Here is a 17,289-nt window from a genome sequence, read left to right as displayed (position 1 = left end):
CGAATACCCCTGAATCTATCTGATATGCCATAGATACATCCTTGCAGATTCGTCTGCCACTTCCATGTGGCAGACGGTCAGATAGATTCAGACTGAATCAGAACACTAAAAATAACCCAATCTGTTATGGCTGCTGTTTCAGAATCTTCAACGCTTCTGCTGATATACCGGTCAGTTCCAGAATCAAGGTATCACTCAGACCCTGAGACAGCATTTTCTGGGCAATCTGAACCTGAGCACGTTCATGGCCCTGCTCCAGTCCCTGCTCAAGACCCTCTTGCAACCCTTGCAGCTTCCACTCTTCTGTCCAGTTTTTAACCCGCTCGGCCAACATATCCTTCACCTCATCCAGATCGTTTATCTGATCTAATTTTACACCCGGAAAGCGATTCGGCAATAACACCCGTTTCAGCCACCCCAGAAAGACCTTTTTCAATCGGGGATGTTCAGCTGACCAGTCATTCAGGTAGCCAACCAGTTCAGCCAGCACTTCCGGGCTTTGGCTGTATTCCATCTGAAAGAGTGCGCTAACCAGGTTGACCTGGCTTTGCCTGCCGGGTGATTGGGCAACCCACTGGCCCTCATCCAGTACCAGATAGCGCATACTCGGCGTATAACGGCTTAAGCCACCGCCTACCGTCTGGATCAAATCCTGAATATCCACACTCGCATGCCAGCGGCTCTCGCCATTGTAGAGCACAATGGGAAACACCGGAGGTAACTTCCCGGCTGTTGTAAACTGCTTCTGACGAATCAGCTCCTGATACAATAAAGACACGTACGTGAGCATCCGCACCGCCATAAAGCGGTCGATACGGCTCTGGAATTCGATCAACAGATAGACATAGACCCAGCCTTCTGTGCTGCGGACACGCCAGATGATATCGTCCTCCCGCTGGCGGAAGTCATCGGTGATGAACTGACTTTTAACGGTTTCCAGTGTGGTGAAGTCCAGGGTCTCGACCCACGGTTCATGGATAAATCCGGTCAGCAGCTCGCGTACCATGAAGGGATCGGAAAAGAAGCGTTTATAGCTTTTATCGTGATAGGTCATCTGAAATCCTTTTCAAAAAATAAACCCTGGCATCCTGCCAACCTGGAGCCATACTATCAGACCCGCATCCTCCTTTGTATAGCCAAGGCCTTGGCTCTATACTGAGGCTCTGTATTAGTTATGGACATCCAGAGATCTCACTTTCGGCCGGGATATGCTCAAAATACACACAGCCCAACATGGCCCTCCCCTGTGCAGTAGCAAACTGGTATTGCGAGCTACGGTACTGGCGCAAGCCGTTGCAATCCTGCTGGCACTGGCACCTGGCACACTGGAAGATCGCTGGTTTCGACTGGGCCTCAGCACCCTGTTCGTGCAGTGGGTTACACTGCTGTCACTGATGATCCTGTGTCAGATACAAAAGCGCTGGCCACATCAGACCCCCAAACAACTAGCCATTCTGGCTCTGAGCGTTTTACTGAGCTGCACTGCTCTGGTCAGCCTGGTCGCTTATGGCCTGCTCACCGGTAAAGGCTGGGAAGCGCAAGTTGAACCCGGGCTGTTTATCCTGCACAACCTGCTGATTGCGGGTATCGTCGGCGTCATCGGTTTACAATTCTACCTGATGCACCTCGAACGCCACCAGCGCATAGCGGCACAATCACGCGCCGAACTGGACGCCCTGCAGGCACGTATTCGTCCGCACTTCCTGTTCAACAGTCTGAATACCACCGCAGAACTGACGCGACAGGACCCTGAAGCTGCAGAACAAGCACTACTGAACCTGTCCAACCTGTTTCGCGCGGCGCTGAAAGCCGGTGAAAGCAGCCATCTGAAAGCGGAACTGGAATTGGCCGATGCGTATTTGTCGCTGGAAAGCTGGCGGCTTGGCTCGCGGCTGAGTGTCAGTCGCCAGATACCCGAACACTTGCCGGACATTCCCCTGCCCACACTCACCCTGCAACCTCTGCTGGAAAATGCCGTACGTTATGGTATCGAATCAAATCCGTCACCGGGGACGATACAGGTTCAGGTGTTGCTGAGTGAAAAACACCTGACACTGTTGATTCAAAACCCTCTGCCCGCTACAGATGCAGAGAGGCTCAAGGGCAATGGCATGGCTATTGAAAACATCCGCCAGCGTCTGGCACTGATGTATGATGACCGCGCGCGCCTGACAACCGGTGAGGTGGAAGGCGAATATCGCGTCAAACTGGTGATTCCGTTTCAAGAGACGAACGCATGCGCACCCTGATCGTAGACGACGAGCCCCTGGCCCGGGCCAGGTTGAAGCGTTTATTGGCCGAACACCCTGCCTTTGAGTGGGTCGGTGAAGCCGCTGATGCAGCAGAAGCACTGCAGAAAGTCATACAGCTCGATCCAGACCTGGTCATGCTGGATATTGAGATGCCGGGTGGCGATGGGTTATCGCTGGCCGAAACCCTGAACCAGCGTCAGATTCCACCTGCCATTATCCTGGTCACCGCACACCCTGAACATGCACTGGACGCCTATCGAGTCGGTCCAAGTGACTACCTGCTTAAGCCGGTTGATCCAAAGCGTCTTAAAGCCGCACTGGATCGGCTGGGCACCCACACCCGCGCACACCTGGAAAAAAATGATGAGCTGAACCCCTGGATCAGCTATCAGATAGGCAACAGCATCCGGCGCATTCGCTTCGAGAAAGTGCAGTACTTTATGGCTGAAGACAAAGTCGTCAAAATGGCATTTGATGGCGGAGAAGCGATTGTTGAGCAGAGTCTGAAGCAGCTTGAACAGCATTATGGGCAGCTCGTCTTGAGGGTACACAGAAACTGCGTACTCAATAAATCACGCATGATCGGCATCAAAAAAGATGCGCACGCCTGTTATTTCGCTGAGATTTCTGGCACATCAGACAAAGTTGAAATTAGCCGCCGAATGGCTTCACAACTCAAACGTGACTACCACTTATCCGAAGTTTCGGACCGTTGAGCACTAAAGTACTTTTCACGACACCCAACACATCCTAAGCTCACTACAGAGCATGGCTAGATCGAATGTGGCATAAAACTCATCAGATGAATCTAAATTATGAAACATAAGTCATCCGGTATAACTTTAATTGAGCTACTTGTGGCTATAGCTGTGTTGGCAATATTGCTGGGCATTGGTGTTCCAAGTTTTAACAATGTTATTCAGAACAGTCGCTCCACAGCTTTGGCTAATGAGCTAGTGACCGCACTCAATTTAGCGCGCTCTGAAGCTGTCAGAAGAGCTCGGGACGTGAAAGTCTGTGCAAGTACTAATCAGGCAACCTGTAACGGCGCCTGGGACGGAAGCAGTGGATGGATAGTGACACTGGATATCGCCGGTGAAGATCCACTCAGAGTGTGGGGAACTCCGCCAGCCAGCGTAGTCATGGCCCAGGCAGGTGCTGCTGGAGACATCACTTTTAATGCTTTGGGTGAGCTTAGTGGAGGCGCAACGACACTATCCACTCACTTTTCAGGATGCACCGGAGACCAAGCCAGATCAATTAATATAAACGCTAGTGGCCGCATAAGTGCAACAAGAGTTGTTTGTCCTTAAACATGCTTATGAATATGAATGAACATCATGAATACATTTAAGAGCAGAAATCAACAAGGCGTATCCCTAATAGAGATACTTATAGCCTTGGTCATACTCTCTGTTGGCCTGTTGGGCATGGCTGGCTTGCAAGCACGCACTCTGTCGTTGAATCACAGTGCGTATCAGAGAACCCAGGCTGTTAACCTGTCTTATGATATAACTGACAGAATGCGTGCCAACCGGCGCGCCGCACTGGATGGTGATTATCAACTAGCCATAGACGCAGCCAACCCCGCAGGAAACTCAGTACCAGCGCAGGACCTGCGTGAGTGGCGGCAAATCATTCAAGCCACCCTGCCATCAGGCAATAGCAGTGTGGCAATGAATGGAACAACAGTAACCGTTATCGTGCAATGGGATGACAGTCGCGGAACGGAAGCCCTGCAATCTTTTGCAATGGTCACTGACTTATGAAACTCAATCACTATCCCAAACAGACCAAAACACACCAGGCGGGGCTATCGCTGATAGAGCTGATGATCTCTATGGTGTTGGGTTTATTGATACTGGCCGGTGTCATCCAGGTATTTGCCTCTACTCAACAAGCCTATCGCACCCAGGAAGCCATGTCGCGAATTCAGGAAAGCGGTCGTTACGCCACCGAAGTATTGAGCCGTAATATTCGTCAGGCGGGCTATAAAGGCGGCTGTGGTACGAATGTCGATATTAACATTCTTCTGGATGAAACCGATGCTAATTATGATCAAGCGATACATACACTAGGTGCAGGATTAGAAGGCTGGAATAATGCTTCTCCCGCCGCTTACGCAGGCAATATGAATGGCTATGTTGCCAATACAGATGTACTGCTGGTAAAGCATGCGGCTACGAGATCAGGGATCACAGCCAACGGTAATACGCTAGCAAATTCAGCAACGATAACTATCGACCAGACAGACAACGGTATTCCTAGGGGTCAGATAATAATAGTAGCTGAGGATGATGCATGCGACATATTTCAAAAAGCGAATAACGAAAATGGAAATAACCTAAATAGAGGTAATCCAGGTCAAGGCATAGGGCCAGGAAATAAAACACCAAACAATTCCAACCTCTTCAGTAAAACCTATTCTGAAAACATGCGCATCATGCTGTTTCAAAGTGACCTTTACTACATAGGCGCCAGTGATGCAGACCCAAACAATACCGCACTAAGAAGAATACGCTTTAGTGGTACTGGTGCAGGCGAAGATCAGGAACTGGTCGATAATATCATTAATATGCAGATCCGCTACGGTGTAGACACAAATAACAACAAGCGTGTTGACAACTATGTTTCCGCCGACGCTGTAGCCAACTGGGAAGACGTTGTCGCAGTAAGAGTCAGCCTGTTGGCACGCAGTGAGCATGCCAATATATTACCAAACAATATGACAGGCATTCCTTTTGACGGAGGGACATTTGATGCACCCGCCGGTGATCGGAGAATGTATCAGGCATTTACGACAACAATCGGATTACGTAATAAATTACCGTGAGTAATAAATGATGAGTTTATACAAACAGGCAGGCAGCGCACTTATAGTCAGTTTACTTTTTTTATTGATACTGACTATTTTAGGTGTCGCAGGCATTCAAACTACATCCATGCAGGAACGTATGTCCGGCAATATGCGTGACCGAAATATGGCATTTCAAGCAGCTGAAGCGGCACTGCGTGGTGGAGAGGATTTTGTGCGAGCTAACTCAGACAATGAAGCCCTGTTTGCTAATAGTTTGACAGACCCAGAGGACTGGGATGGAGAAGCTGGGACAACCCACGCTCTAAGCAACATGCTGCATCAGGACCCAAGATACTTTGTGAGTGAACCCGGTCTGTATCGTGTTAACCCAGGTGAATTACCCGCTGAATTTCATAATATTTTTCCAGTGAATGCCATAGGCTGGGGTGGCACAGACGTAACAACTGTAGTTGTTGAATCAAGGTTTAGGCCTGTTCAGTAAACTTAAAAGCTGAAAATTAGGTGGTTCAAATGAATATTTCCAAAACCATAAAAAAACTATCAATAAAAACAGCTTTTATATTGATAACACTGATATCAAGTAGCTATGCCATAGCTAGCATTGACATATCTCAAGTACCTCTTTCTGTCAGGGGTGAAGCAGTTCCACCTTTAAACATGATTGTAATGGGCAGAGACCACACCCTTTACTATGAAGCCTATAATGATGCCTCCGATCTCAATGGTGACGGCATTTTAAATATAGGTTACGAACCAGACAAAGTAGATTATTATGGCTATTTTGACTCAACGCTTTGCTACTCATACGCTGACAATCAATTTAAGGCCTCTGCCGAAGCCAATAACAAACAATGCACCTCTGGCTGGAGTGGCGATTTTCTTAATTATATTACTACAGCCAGGATAGATGCCCTGAGAAAAGTCCTATACGGTGGAAATCGAGTAACCGATACTGCCGAAAAAACGGTTCTTGAAAGAAGCTATATACCGCAAGATGCGCACAGTTGGGGAAAAGAGTATAGAAGTATTGAGCATGATGGATACGATATTAGAAAATATACTCCATTGGACTTACCCGCATCTGGAACTCGTCATCTATTTGCAAATACAACTTTATTAAAAGATGATGTGCTAAGCCCACACAGAAGCGCAAACATGGAGCCGTTAATGCGCGTTCTGACGAACTCACGTTACCGGATTTGGGAGTGGGTAGCTATTGAACGCCATGTAGCGGGTTCACGCTGCATTCATGGTGGTAACAACAATAATCCTTGTGTATATGGCGCAACAACTCTGCCCACAAGCCATGCTAATAGTCACCAAGACTTCTTACAGATGCGCCAAGCCTTAGAGGATTTTCAATGCGGTAGCGGCCATGTCAGCAACGGCAGAATAGATACAACAGGCTCGAATAACAATCCTTTCACGGCACCAAGCTATTGCAGTCATGATTATTATTTAACAAATATTACTGGCCAGTTTCATGCACAACAAAGTGGAACATACAAATTTGCAGTAAACGGTGACGATGCTGTAGAGTTTGAAATTAATGGTACAGTCGTATCTTACTGGTATGGGGGGCACGGAAATAAAACAGGCACAGCCCAGCAAATCGGTACAGCTTTAATTGCTGAAACAAATGCGCATGTTGGTGAAATAAATTTAACTCAAGGGTGGCATGACTTTACTTTCAGACATGAAGAGCAAACTGGGGGTGATAATTGGCAGTTGCTAGTCATGCGTCCTGGACAAACATCCTGGGAAATTGTGCCAAGCTCTCTTTTACGCGCCAGCGAGAGTGAAACCAATAAAGCGCCTATCATTACAACCTGGTCAAAAAATGCGACTATACCTGCTTCCAGCATGACAGATTACATTGTCAGGGTAGAAGTATGTAGCTCGCCATATCTGGAAGAAAACTGTCAGCAGTACCCAGAAGGCAATTATAAACCCATCGGATTACTCCAAGAATTTGGTAAAAATGACCAGATGCTTTTTGGCCTGATAACTGGGTCCTATACCCATCCTTACAACATGAGGGGAGGGGTTCTAAGAAAAAATATAGCCAGCATTTCTGATGAAATTGTTTCTGCTACTGGTGTATTTACTACAACAAGTGGAATTATTGACACTATCAGTAAGCTTAGAATTGTAGATTTTGATGCTGGTGGTAACTTCCAGTATCACGGAGGCTGGTTAACAGATAAACCCATGTCAGATTCAGATACAAAATTTCCTGACTGGGGTAATCCGGTTGCCGAAATGCTGTATGAAAGCCTGAGATATTTCTCCGGAAAGACTTCTCCTACTACTCAATTTTCTCCAGCATTAGACAACAAACGTGAAAAGGTGACACTGAGACATCACTCTGGAACCAATCATATGTTTCTTCCTGCTCCAGACTGGGAAGATCCTTACGAAGATCGTTTATGGTGTACACCTGCCGCACAGTTGGTCATTAGTGACGTGAATCCTTCTTATGACACAACCTATATTCCTGGAAGCTATTTTAATTCAAGCTTTTCCGGCGACCTTCCTAGTGGTTTAAATTTTAATGCCACGTCTGAAGCAAACAAGGTTTGGAATAAAGAATATGGTAGTAGCAGCTTACACTTTATTGGTGTATCGGGCTCTGAAAGTGATGGGGTTCCCTCTGCAAAAACAGTAACCGGTTTCGGAAATATTAGAGGTCTCAGCCCTGCTGAGCCGACTAAAGAAGGTGGATACTATTCAGCAGCAGTTACTCATTATGCCTATAATAATGATTTACGCTCAGACCTTCCAAACACTCAAAACATAAATACCTTTGCTGTAGCTCTTGCGTCACCTTTACCTAAAATAGAAATTCCAGTTGATGGAAAAATTGTAACAATAATACCGTTTGGAAAATCGGTAGGACAAGACTCTACCAGTTGGGCATCAAGATCTTTTCAACCAACAAATACTATAGTTGATTTTTTTGTAGAAAAATTCGAACCAGGCCATTACATATTCAGAATTAACTTTGAAGATGTTGAGCAGGGCGCCGATCATGACATGGATGCTATCGTTCGATACGACATTAAGGTTAACGATGATAATACTATCACTGTAATACTTGATTCTGAGTATGCTGCTGGAGGTATTATTCATCACATGGGATATGTTATCTCTGGTACAACGAAGGATGGAGTTTATTTAGAAGTACGTGATAGAGCGACATCAGCCGGAAATGATCCATGGTTCCCTATGGACACACCCCCAGGTTTTGAGATAGGCGACTGCAGTGGCGCTACACGTCCCGCATCCTGCCCTGACAAGCCTTCACTGCCTCTCTATGCTTCACGCACCTTTACACCCAGTGCAACATCTACAGCTACACTTCTCAATGATCCACTTTGGTATGCAGCAAAATATGGCTCTGCAGGATCTGAAAACCTATCCACAGGTGAAGCTTCACCTAATTATTTTTTAGTGACCAATGCTTCAAACTTAAAACAGCAACTGACATCAGCTTTTGAAGCCATTTTGGTTCTGGGGGAACCATCTACTACCGCCGCTGCAGTAAGCTCTGGATCACTCAGAACTGGAACACTTGCCTATACAGCAGGATTTCGCCCCGAAGACTGGTCAGGCCAACTAAAAGCATTCAGCTTGAATACCAATGGCTCTGTTGGCTCAATGGTTTGGGATGCTGAGAGCAAGCTACGTGAAATGGCGCAAGCAAATGTAAACCGAAACATTTTTACAACACGGCTGGTGCTAAACGATGAACAATGGTCTCAAGAACCCGTTGAGTTTGATTTTAATCAACTCAGTGATACTCAAAAAGGAGCCTTAAATAAAGATCTAAGCAATAATGCTGACGGCTTGGGACCACAGCGTGTAGCATGGCTTCGTGGCAATGACTCCGCAGACAGCTCGTTCAGAAGCCGTCAAACAGCAAGTGGAGTTCGCTTACTTGGATCCATCATTAACTCTGACCCTCAGTTTATGGGTAAAAGCAATCTTGGATACAGCTTACTTAATGACCCAGCAGCAGCAAGCTATTCCAACTATAGGAACTCGACAAACTACAAAGCAAGACCAAACGTTTTGTTTGTGGGAACGAACTCAGGCTTTGTTCACGCTTTCAATGCCAGTGCTGATAGTACAGATGGTGGTAAAGAACTGTTTGCCTATATCCCACGCGAACTGCTTGAACCTGAATCAACCACTGGCTCAGCAGCAAAAGTAAATCGATTAATGGATATAGACTATGCTGACAATCATCAATACATGGTTGACGGCACTATTGCTACAAATGACGCGTATTTCCAGGCCCCAGGAGAAACTTCCGCAAAATGGAGAACGGTTGCAGTTGGCAGTATGGGGGCAGGAGGCAGAAGCATCTTCGCACTGGATGTCAGCAACCCAACAAACTTTACTTCTGCTGATGTTTTATGGGAGTTCCAACACCCAGATTTGGGCTATGGAGTAACCCACCCACAGATAGGTTGCATTTCGGTCACATCAGGCCAAAGCACTAGCTGTCGATGGGTAGCTGTATTTAGTAATGGCTACAATAGTGCTTCGAACCGTGCCATGCTGTTTATTGTAGACCTAAAAGACGGAACCTTAATTGAAAAATTAGATACTGGTGTAGGCAGCGCGTCTTCACCTAATGGTCTGTCACCAGTTTCTATATCAGACTGGCCTGCTAACAATCTGGCCATCAATAACGTATACGCAGGTGACTTACAGGGTAACGTATGGAAATTTAACCTTTCTGTTAGCCAGAACCAATGGAAAAACAATGTCAACTTAGTGTTTTCAGCTACAGATCCTGACGGTGTTGCACAACCCATAACTTCGCAAATACTAATCGCATCTAAATCCAACACCAGCTCCAGCATTATGCTTTTATTCGGTACAGGCAGCTATTTCAGAAGCTCTGACACCGATACTAACTATCAGGTTCAGACCCTCTATGGACTCGAACAAATAAGTAGTTCGACTACAATTTTAAAAAACCAGCTCCTTAAACAAGAAATAACTTGGTCTGATTCAGCCAATGGTTATCAGTCAACTAGTACCAACTCTATCGGTGCAACTCAAATTTATAAAGGCTGGTATTTGGACTTAGCTATTGATGGTGTAAGTGATGGAGAACGTGTTATTAATAAACCAACCATTGTACCGGGAATCCGCAGAGACCGAGTGCTCTTTACATCCATGGCACCTGCAGTGGACCCATGCATAGGTGGCGTGGAAGGACGTTATACAGATTTGATGATTGGAACAGGTGACAGAAATTTGCTATCTGTATTTGATCTGAATCAAGATGGAGTAATCGGTGATGGTGACTTGATTGATGGTCAAGTTGTTAGCCGTTTAACCGGTGGCTCTCATACAGGTGAATCTGCAACTATTGTCAGTGATGAAGAAGGTAGAGCCTTTACACTCGAAGGCGGACTAGAAGAAGGCGAAGAACTGACAGAAATACTGGGAACTGGACAACAATTTGGAAGGCAATCATGGCAGCAACTGCGATAAGTTTAAACACCTTAAAAATAAAGTATTTTCACTTTAGAAAACGAGAAGGCTTCAGCCTTATAGAGCTAATGATCGTGGTAGCAATCGTAGCTATATTAGCTTCAATTGCTTATCCATCGTACCAGGACTCTATCACTAAAAGCCGTCGTGCTGAGGCGCAAGCCAACTTACTTGAGCTCGCGCAGTTTATGGAAAGATATTATACGGCCAATAATCGTTACAATAATGCTGCGACTACACCACCTTCGGCTCCAGTTCTGCCTTTTGACGAATCACCCAAGGATGGTGCAAACAAGTATTATGATCTGTCTTTAACAGTCATAACTGCAAATACCTACACGCTGACTGCAACCCCCAAGGGGGCCATGGCTGGAGATGGGTGCGGTAACCTGACGCTAAATCATGCAGGCGTAAAAGGCAGAAGTGGAGCACTCGCATTGGACCAATGCTGGCGTAACTGACACACCGCTCCAGCGCATCCGTGCGCCTGCATACATACAATACCGCACGAACATAAAAAAGGCGCTACCTCGAACAGGTAGCGCCTTTTTTCATTCAACGATTGAACCTTACACTTCCAAATAATCCAATATTCCCTCAGCCGCTTTGCGCCCTTCATCGATTGCGGTCACAACCAGATCAGAGCCTCTGACCATATCGCCACCGGCAAAGATTTTCGGGTTGGTGGTCTGGAACGCGAAGCGACCTGCTTCTTTAGGCTGTGCGGAGGTGTCAACACGGCCATCCGAGTGCAAGCCGATATTGAAATCTGCAAACCAGGGTGCAGGGCTGGGACGGAAACCGAACGCGATCAACACGGCATCCGCTTTGAGGATCTCTTCAGAACCCTCTACGACTTCAGCACGCTGACGCCCGTTCTCGTCAGGCTCACCCATGCGTGTGGTGACGACTTTCACGCCGGTTACCTTGCCCTCTTCGCCGATCACTTCAACCGGTTGACGGTTAAACACGAACTTGACGCCTTCTTCGCGCGCGTTGACCACTTCGTTTTTGGAACCTGGCATATTGGCTTCATCACGACGGTAGGCACAGGTCACTGACTTGGCGCCCTGACGGATAGAGGTGCGGTTACAGTCCATGGCGGTATCACCACCACCGAGCACAACCACGCGCTTGCCTTTCAGGTTGATATAGTCAGACGGGTCTTTTTCATAACCCAGGCAGTGGTTCACGTTGGAAATCAGGAATGGCAGTGCATCATAGACCCCCTGGAGATCTTCGCCCGGGAAGCCGCCTTTCATATAGGTGTAGGTACCCATACCCAGGAAAACAGCATCATACTCAGCCAGCAGTTGCTCCAGCGTAATATCCTGACCGATTTCGGTGTTCAGTCGGAACTCGATACCCATGCCTTCGAAAATCTTCCGGCGACGCACCATGACAGATTTTTCCAGCTTGAATTCAGGAATACCGAAGGTCAGCAGACCACCAATTTCCGGGTTACGATCAAATACCACCGGCTTGACGCCATTACGCACCAGAATATCGGCACAGCCAAGGCCCGCAGGACCCGCACCGATGATGGCCACTTTTTTGTCAGTCCAGACAACGTTGGACATGTCCGGTTTCCAGCCCATCGCAAAGGCGGTATCCGTGATGTATTTCTCAACCGAACCGATGGTGACGGCACCAAAGCCATCATTCAGGGTGCAGGCTCCCTCACACAGACGATCCTGTGGACAAACACGACCACAGACTTCAGGCAGGGTGTTGGTCTGGTGGCTCAGCTCTACTGCTTCAAGAATATTGCCTTCAGAGACCAGCTTCAGCCAGTTGGGAATGAAGTTGTGTACCGGACACTTCCATTCACAATAGGGGTTACCACATTCCAGGCAGCGGTGTGCCTGGTTGGATGCATTACGGGGTTTAAACGGTTCATAAATCTCGGCAAACTGTTTTTTACGTACAGCTGCACTGATTTTTTCCGGACCTTTACGGCCCACTTCCATAAACTGAAAATCATTACTCAGACGGTCAGCCATCTTTACACCTCATTCGCAGGCCGGCACTTGGCCGGCACTACCTTAATCATTACCTGTCAGGGTGTTACTCAGGACGCTTGCGGATGCTGTTCAGCAGGTCGTTAATCCCGGTTGCATAGGGCTTCACCAGCCAGAACTTACCTATCAGGTCATCGAAGTTATCCAGCACTTCCTGTCCCCAGGCGCTGCGCGTCTCACGGGTAAACTCGATAATGGTCGAGCGCAGGTGGTTCTTATGTGCTTCCATCTGCTCAGTCGCAATACGGTGGATGTCCACCAGTTCGTGGTTGTATTTATCCACAAAACTGTTGTCCAGATCCAGCACATAGGCAAAGCCACCGGTCATACCTGCACCGAAGTTATAGCCTGTTTTACCCAGTACAGTGACGACACCACCGGTCATGTATTCGCAGCAGTGATCACCTGCACCCTCGATGACAGCGTGGCAACCGGAGTTACGCACCGCAAAACGCTCACCCGCCTGACCGGCCGCAAAGAGTTTTCCACCCGTTGCACCATAGAGACAGGTATTACCCATGATTGAGGCTTCATGGGTCTTATAGCCAACATCGTCGAATGCGCGCAGGACGATTTTACCGCCTGCCATACCCTTGCCAACGTAGTCGTTCGCATCACCTTCCAGGTACAGGTACTGGCCACCGGCATTCCAGACCCCGAAGGACTGTCCGGCATGGCCTTTAAAGTTAAAGATCACCGGTGTATCCGACATGCCCAGGTTGCCATGCAGTTTGGCAATCAAACCGGAGGTACGCGCACCGACAGAGCGATCGCAGTTGGTGATTTTGAACAGGAACTCACCGCCGGTTTTATCATGGATAGCACCTTTGGCCTGCGCCAGCATTTCATTGTTCAGCGCACCCGGATCATAGGGTTCATTGCGATGCTGCTGCACCGTGTGCGGCGCTTCTGCCGGGATATTCGCCTGACTCAGTAACGGCGACAGATCCAGAGACTGCTGACGGTCCGTTTCACCCGCCAGTATTTCCAGCAGATCGGTACGGCCGACCAGCTCTTCCATGGTCCGCACACCTAACAGCGCCATCCATTGACGTGTTTCTTCAGCAACAAAGCGGAAGAAGTTCTTCACCATTTCCACGGTGCCACGGAAGTGCTCTTCACGCAGGTCTGAACGCTGAGTGGCCACACCGGTCGCACAGTTGTTCAGATGGCAGATTCGCAGGTACTTACAGCCCAGTGCCACCATCGGCATGGTACCGAAACCAAAGCTCTCGGCTCCCAGCATCGCAGCCTTGACCACATCCAGACCGGTCTTCAGACCGCCATCTGTCTGCAGACGGATTTTGCCACGTAACTGGTTACCCCGCAGTGACTGATGCGCATCCGCCAGGCCCAGTTCCCAGGGGGAACCGGCATAATGGATCGAGGTCAGTGGTGAGGCCGCAGTACCACCGTCGTAACCTGAAATCGTGATCAGGTCGGCATAGGCTTTCGCCACGCCACAGGCAATCGTACCAACACCGGGGCGCGACACCAGCTTGACCGACACCAGACCTTCGGGATTGATCTGCTTGAGATCGAAAATCAGCTGTGCCAAATCCTCAATCGAGTAGATATCATGATGTGGCGGTGGCGAAATCAGCGTCACACCGGGTACTGAATAACGTAACCGGGCGATCAGCGCGTTGACCTTGCCACCTGGCAACTGTCCACCCTCACCGGGCTTGGCACCCTGAGCCACCTTGATCTGCATAACATCGGCGCTCATCAGGTACTCAGGTGTGACACCAAAACGACCGGAGGCAATCTGCTTGATTTTGGAGCGCTTAATCGTGCCATGACGGGCAGGATCTTCACCACCCTCACCCGAGTTCGAGCGTCCGCCCAATTCGTTCATGGCGACCGCAAGCGCCTCATGTGCTTCAGGTGACAGTGCACCGAGAGACATCGCGGCCGAGTCAAAGCGCGGGAAGAGGTTTTCGACCGGCTCCACTTCTGACAGCGGAATCGGCTGAATATCCTTGCGAATACCGAGCAAATCACGCAGCGTCGCCACGCCACGCTGGTTCACCAGATCGGCATAACGCTGGTAATCACGCCAGTCGCCGCTGGTCACTGCCTTATGGATACTGGTAACAACATCCGGGTTATAGGCATGGTATTCACCACCATGCACATACTTCAGCAAACCACCCTGCTGGATTGGCTTGCGGTTGCTCCAGGCTTCAGCGGCCAGTAACGCCTGATCCGCCTGGAAGTGATCGAACTTCGCCCCTTCAATACGGCTGGTGACGCCTTTAAAGCACAGATCAACAACTTCGCTGGACAGTCCCACCGCTTCAAACAGCTGCGCTGAGCGGTAAGAGGCAATGGTAGAGATACCCATTTTGGACAGAATCTTCAGCAGACCCTTGTTGATCCCTTTACGGAAATTCTCATGCGACTGCAGAGGCTCACCGGTGATTTCACCGGTACGGCACAGATCATTCAGTACCCGGTAAGCCAGGTAAGGATACACCGCGGTAGCACCGAAGCCGAACAGTACGGCAAAGTGATGCGGGTCACGTGCCGTAGCGGTTTCAACAACCAGGTTGGCGCTGGTTCTCAGCCCCTTGGAGACCAGATGCTGGTTGACTGCACCCGTCGCCATCGCCGCATGAATCGGTAGTTGCCCCTGTTTGATATAGGCATCACTGAGAATCAGAATAACCTTGCCACGACGTGCCGCCGCTTCAGCCTGCTCACACAGATTGATAATCGCCTGCTTCAGGCCGACAGCCGGATCGTATTGCATGTCGAGCGTTTCAGACTCGAAGCCTTCGATGTTCATATCACGCAGGCGACGGAATTTACTGGCCGACAAGACTGGGGATTTCAGCACGATACGACGTGCATGTTCCGGCGTCTCTTCGAAGACATTTTTCTCACGGCCGATACAGGTCTGCAGCGACATGACAATCGCTTCACGCAGCGGGTCAATCGGCGGGTTGGTGACCTGAGCAAACTGCTGCCGGAAGTAGTCATAGACGGAACGCACACGTCCGGACAACACCGCCATCGGCTTGTCATCACCCATGGAGCCTACGGCTTCCATACCCGACTCACCCAGCGGTCTCAGCACCTGATCACGCTCTTCAAAGGTGACCTGGAACATTTTCATGTGGGTGCGGGTTTCTTCCGGGCTCATTTCGCGGAAAGAGGTCGACTCTTCCACAAAGCTCATGGTCTGTTCCAGAGGAATCGAGTGCTCACGCAACCACTTACGGTAAGGTTGACGCGATTTCAAAAGGTTATCGACATCCGGGGTATGCAGCACATCACCCGTCTGGGTATCGACCACCAGAATCTGTCCAGGTCCGACACGCCCCTGCGCTTCGATACTGGAAGGCTCGTAGTCAAATACACCAATTTCTGAGGCGGTACACAGCAGACCGTCTTTCAGCATCACCCAGCGGGACGGACGCAGACCATTTCGATCCAGCATACACACGGCGTAACGGCCATCGGTCATTACCATGCCTGCAGGACCATCCCAGGGCTCCATGTGCATGGAGTTGAACTCGTAGAAAGCCCGCAGGTTTGAATCCATGGTTTCAACGTTCTGCCAGGCAGGCGGCACGATCATGCGAACTGCACGATAGATATCCATGCCGCCCACCATCAGGAACTCCAGCATGTTATCCATACTGGAAGAGTCTGACCCGGTGGTGTTGACGATCGGTTGCAACTCATCCACGTTGGGCAGCAACGGCGTGGCGAACTTGGTGCTGCGAGCACGAGACCAGGCACGGTTACCTTCGATGGTATTGATTTCACCATTGTGTGCCAGGAAGCGGAAAGGCTGAGCCAGCGGCCAACGTGGCGCAGTATTGGTAGAAAAGCGCTGGTGGTAGGTACAAATAGCCGTCTGCAGACGCTCATCGCTGAGGTCTTTATAAAAGACCGGCAGATCGACCGGCATCATCAGACCTTTATAGGAGATGACCTTGTCTGACAGGCTGCAGATATAGAAATCGGGATCATCACTCAGTGCGATTTCAGCTTTCCGGCGGGCGGTAAACAGGCTGATTACGAACTCGCGCTCAGATTTTTCTTCAGTGTCTACAAACACCTGCTCAATACGAGGCAGAGTGTCTTTGGCAATCGGTCCGAGACAGGTATCGTCAGTCGGCACTTCACGCCAGCCCCTGACACGCAATCCCAATTCAGACAGTTCCTGATTCAACTGCTGACGGGCTTTGTCCGCCAAAGCCGGGTTCTGCGACAGGAAAACCATGCCGACGGCATACAGATCACTTAAATCTGTTTTGAGCGCTTCTTTCGCGACCGCACGCATAAATGCATCCGGTTTCTGCATCAGCAGACCACAACCGTCGCCGGTTTTGCCATCTGCTGCAATCCCCCCGCGGTGCGTCATACAGGCTAACGCCTGAATTGCCTTTTGCAGGAGACCGTGACTTGCTGTTCCCTGCATGTGCACCATCAGACCAAAGCCACAGTTGTCCTTGAATTCACCTGGGCGGTACAGACCATTGCTCATAAGCCAATCTCACTAAAAACCAATAAAATCAAAACTTTATAACACTGAGTATCAAAAACCCTTATCCCGGAGTCAAAAAAGGGGTGTTAATGCTACACCCCTTGTGGGATAAGAACAATTTCTGGCATTGATGCGGGGCACTGAAATTTTCTCAGTATTTGCCCCTGAACCGGTTGGAATCAC

General features: G+C 49.0%; 11 protein-coding genes. 8 read left to right on the top strand and 3 right to left on the bottom strand.

Translation table 11 applies throughout. The features are described 5' to 3' along the window. Nucleotides 1-124: 124 nt before the first annotated feature. A complete protein-coding gene (locus ADINL_RS08685; RefSeq protein ID WP_036546570.1) occupies nucleotides 125-1,054 on the bottom strand; it encodes an Rpn family recombination-promoting nuclease/putative transposase in 930 nt (309 codons plus the stop codon). A 154-nt stretch (nucleotides 1,055-1,208) separates the two neighbouring features. On the opposite strand from ADINL_RS08685, the gene ADINL_RS08680 reads away from it, so the two are divergent. The 8 genes from ADINL_RS08680 (at nucleotide 1,209) to ADINL_RS08650 (ending at nucleotide 11,045) form a co-directional block, all read left to right on the top strand. Beyond that, nucleotides 1,209-2,249 carry a sensor histidine kinase gene (locus ADINL_RS08680; RefSeq protein WP_051632676.1) on the top strand — a complete coding sequence of 347 codons (1,041 nt, stop codon included), beginning with the start codon at nucleotides 1,209-1,211 and terminating at the stop codon, nucleotides 2,247-2,249. Further along, on the top strand, nucleotides 2,237-2,968 hold the full coding sequence (locus tag ADINL_RS08675; RefSeq protein WP_036546567.1) for a LytR/AlgR family response regulator transcription factor: 732 nt from the start codon (nucleotides 2,237-2,239) through the stop codon (nucleotides 2,966-2,968). Before ADINL_RS08680 ends, ADINL_RS08675 begins: the two co-directional genes overlap by 13 nt. 99 nt (nucleotides 2,969-3,067) lie before the next feature. Continuing rightward, nucleotides 3,068-3,565 carry a GspH/FimT family pseudopilin gene (locus ADINL_RS16855; protein WP_084154454.1) on the top strand — a complete coding sequence of 166 codons (498 nt, stop codon included), beginning with the start codon at nucleotides 3,068-3,070 and terminating at the stop codon, nucleotides 3,563-3,565. A gap of 27 nt (nucleotides 3,566-3,592) precedes the next feature. Then, the gene (gene pilV, locus ADINL_RS08670) at nucleotides 3,593-4,021 is read left to right on the top strand and encodes a type IV pilus modification protein PilV (RefSeq protein ID WP_036546803.1); all 429 of its coding nucleotides are present in this window, start codon (nucleotides 3,593-3,595) and stop codon (nucleotides 4,019-4,021) included. Then, the gene (locus ADINL_RS08665) at nucleotides 4,018-5,085 is read left to right on the top strand and encodes a PilW family protein (RefSeq protein ID WP_051632675.1); all 1,068 of its coding nucleotides are present in this window, start codon (nucleotides 4,018-4,020) and stop codon (nucleotides 5,083-5,085) included. Before pilV ends, ADINL_RS08665 begins: the two co-directional genes overlap by 4 nt. Nucleotides 5,086-5,092: 7 nt before the next feature. Next, nucleotides 5,093-5,551, top strand: coding sequence for a pilus assembly PilX family protein (locus ADINL_RS08660; protein WP_036546564.1), 459 nt, complete (start codon nucleotides 5,093-5,095; stop codon nucleotides 5,549-5,551). Between the two features lie 29 nt (nucleotides 5,552-5,580). Next, the gene (locus tag ADINL_RS08655; RefSeq protein WP_051632674.1) at nucleotides 5,581-10,584 is read left to right on the top strand and encodes a pilus assembly protein; all 5,004 of its coding nucleotides are present in this window, start codon (nucleotides 5,581-5,583) and stop codon (nucleotides 10,582-10,584) included. Continuing rightward, entirely contained in the window at nucleotides 10,566-11,045 is a 480-nt protein-coding gene (locus tag ADINL_RS08650) for a type IV pilin protein (RefSeq protein WP_084154453.1), read from the top strand. Before ADINL_RS08655 ends, ADINL_RS08650 begins: the two co-directional genes overlap by 19 nt. Before the next feature lie 108 nt (nucleotides 11,046-11,153). On the opposite strand, the gene ADINL_RS08645 is transcribed toward ADINL_RS08650, so the two are convergent. Beyond that, nucleotides 11,154-12,587 (bottom strand): FAD-dependent oxidoreductase, encoded by a 1,434-nt coding sequence (locus tag ADINL_RS08645; protein ID WP_036546561.1) that lies wholly within the window; start codon nucleotides 12,585-12,587, stop codon nucleotides 11,154-11,156. 64 nt (nucleotides 12,588-12,651) lie between these two features. Then, complete coding sequence (gene gltB, locus ADINL_RS08640) at nucleotides 12,652-17,106, bottom strand: glutamate synthase large subunit (protein WP_036546559.1); 4,455 nt, start codon at nucleotides 17,104-17,106, stop codon at nucleotides 12,652-12,654. Between the last annotated feature and the right edge of the window lie 183 nt (nucleotides 17,107-17,289).

This window comes from Nitrincola lacisaponensis, assembly GCF_000691225.1.
GTDB classification, from domain to species: domain Bacteria; phylum Pseudomonadota; class Gammaproteobacteria; order Pseudomonadales; family Balneatricaceae; genus Nitrincola; species Nitrincola lacisaponensis.
The sequence above is the reverse complement of the archived record's forward strand: the minus strand, read 5'-3'. Positions and strand labels throughout refer to the sequence as shown.

Coding starts and splice junctions, on each gene's coding strand:
- ADINL_RS08675 (WP_036546567.1), top strand. CDS start 2,237: ATGCGCACCCTGATCGTAGACGACGAGCCCCTGGCCCGGGCCAGGTTG.
- ADINL_RS08650 (WP_084154453.1), top strand. CDS start 10,566: ATGGCAGCAACTGCGATAAGTTTAAACACCTTAAAAATAAAGTATTTT.
- gltB (WP_036546559.1), bottom strand. CDS start 17,106: ATGAGCAATGGTCTGTACCGCCCAGGTGAATTCAAGGACAACTGTGGC.
- ADINL_RS16855 (WP_084154454.1), top strand. CDS start 3,068: ATGAAACATAAGTCATCCGGTATAACTTTAATTGAGCTACTTGTGGCT.
- ADINL_RS08655 (WP_051632674.1), top strand. CDS start 5,581: ATGAATATTTCCAAAACCATAAAAAAACTATCAATAAAAACAGCTTTT.
- ADINL_RS08685 (WP_036546570.1), bottom strand. CDS start 1,054: ATGACCTATCACGATAAAAGCTATAAACGCTTCTTTTCCGATCCCTTC.
- pilV (WP_036546803.1), top strand. CDS start 3,593: ATGAATACATTTAAGAGCAGAAATCAACAAGGCGTATCCCTAATAGAG.
- ADINL_RS08660 (WP_036546564.1), top strand. CDS start 5,093: ATGATGAGTTTATACAAACAGGCAGGCAGCGCACTTATAGTCAGTTTA.
- ADINL_RS08645 (WP_036546561.1), bottom strand. CDS start 12,587: ATGGCTGACCGTCTGAGTAATGATTTTCAGTTTATGGAAGTGGGCCGT.
- ADINL_RS08680 (WP_051632676.1), top strand. CDS start 1,209: ATGCTCAAAATACACACAGCCCAACATGGCCCTCCCCTGTGCAGTAGC.
- ADINL_RS08665 (WP_051632675.1), top strand. CDS start 4,018: ATGAAACTCAATCACTATCCCAAACAGACCAAAACACACCAGGCGGGG.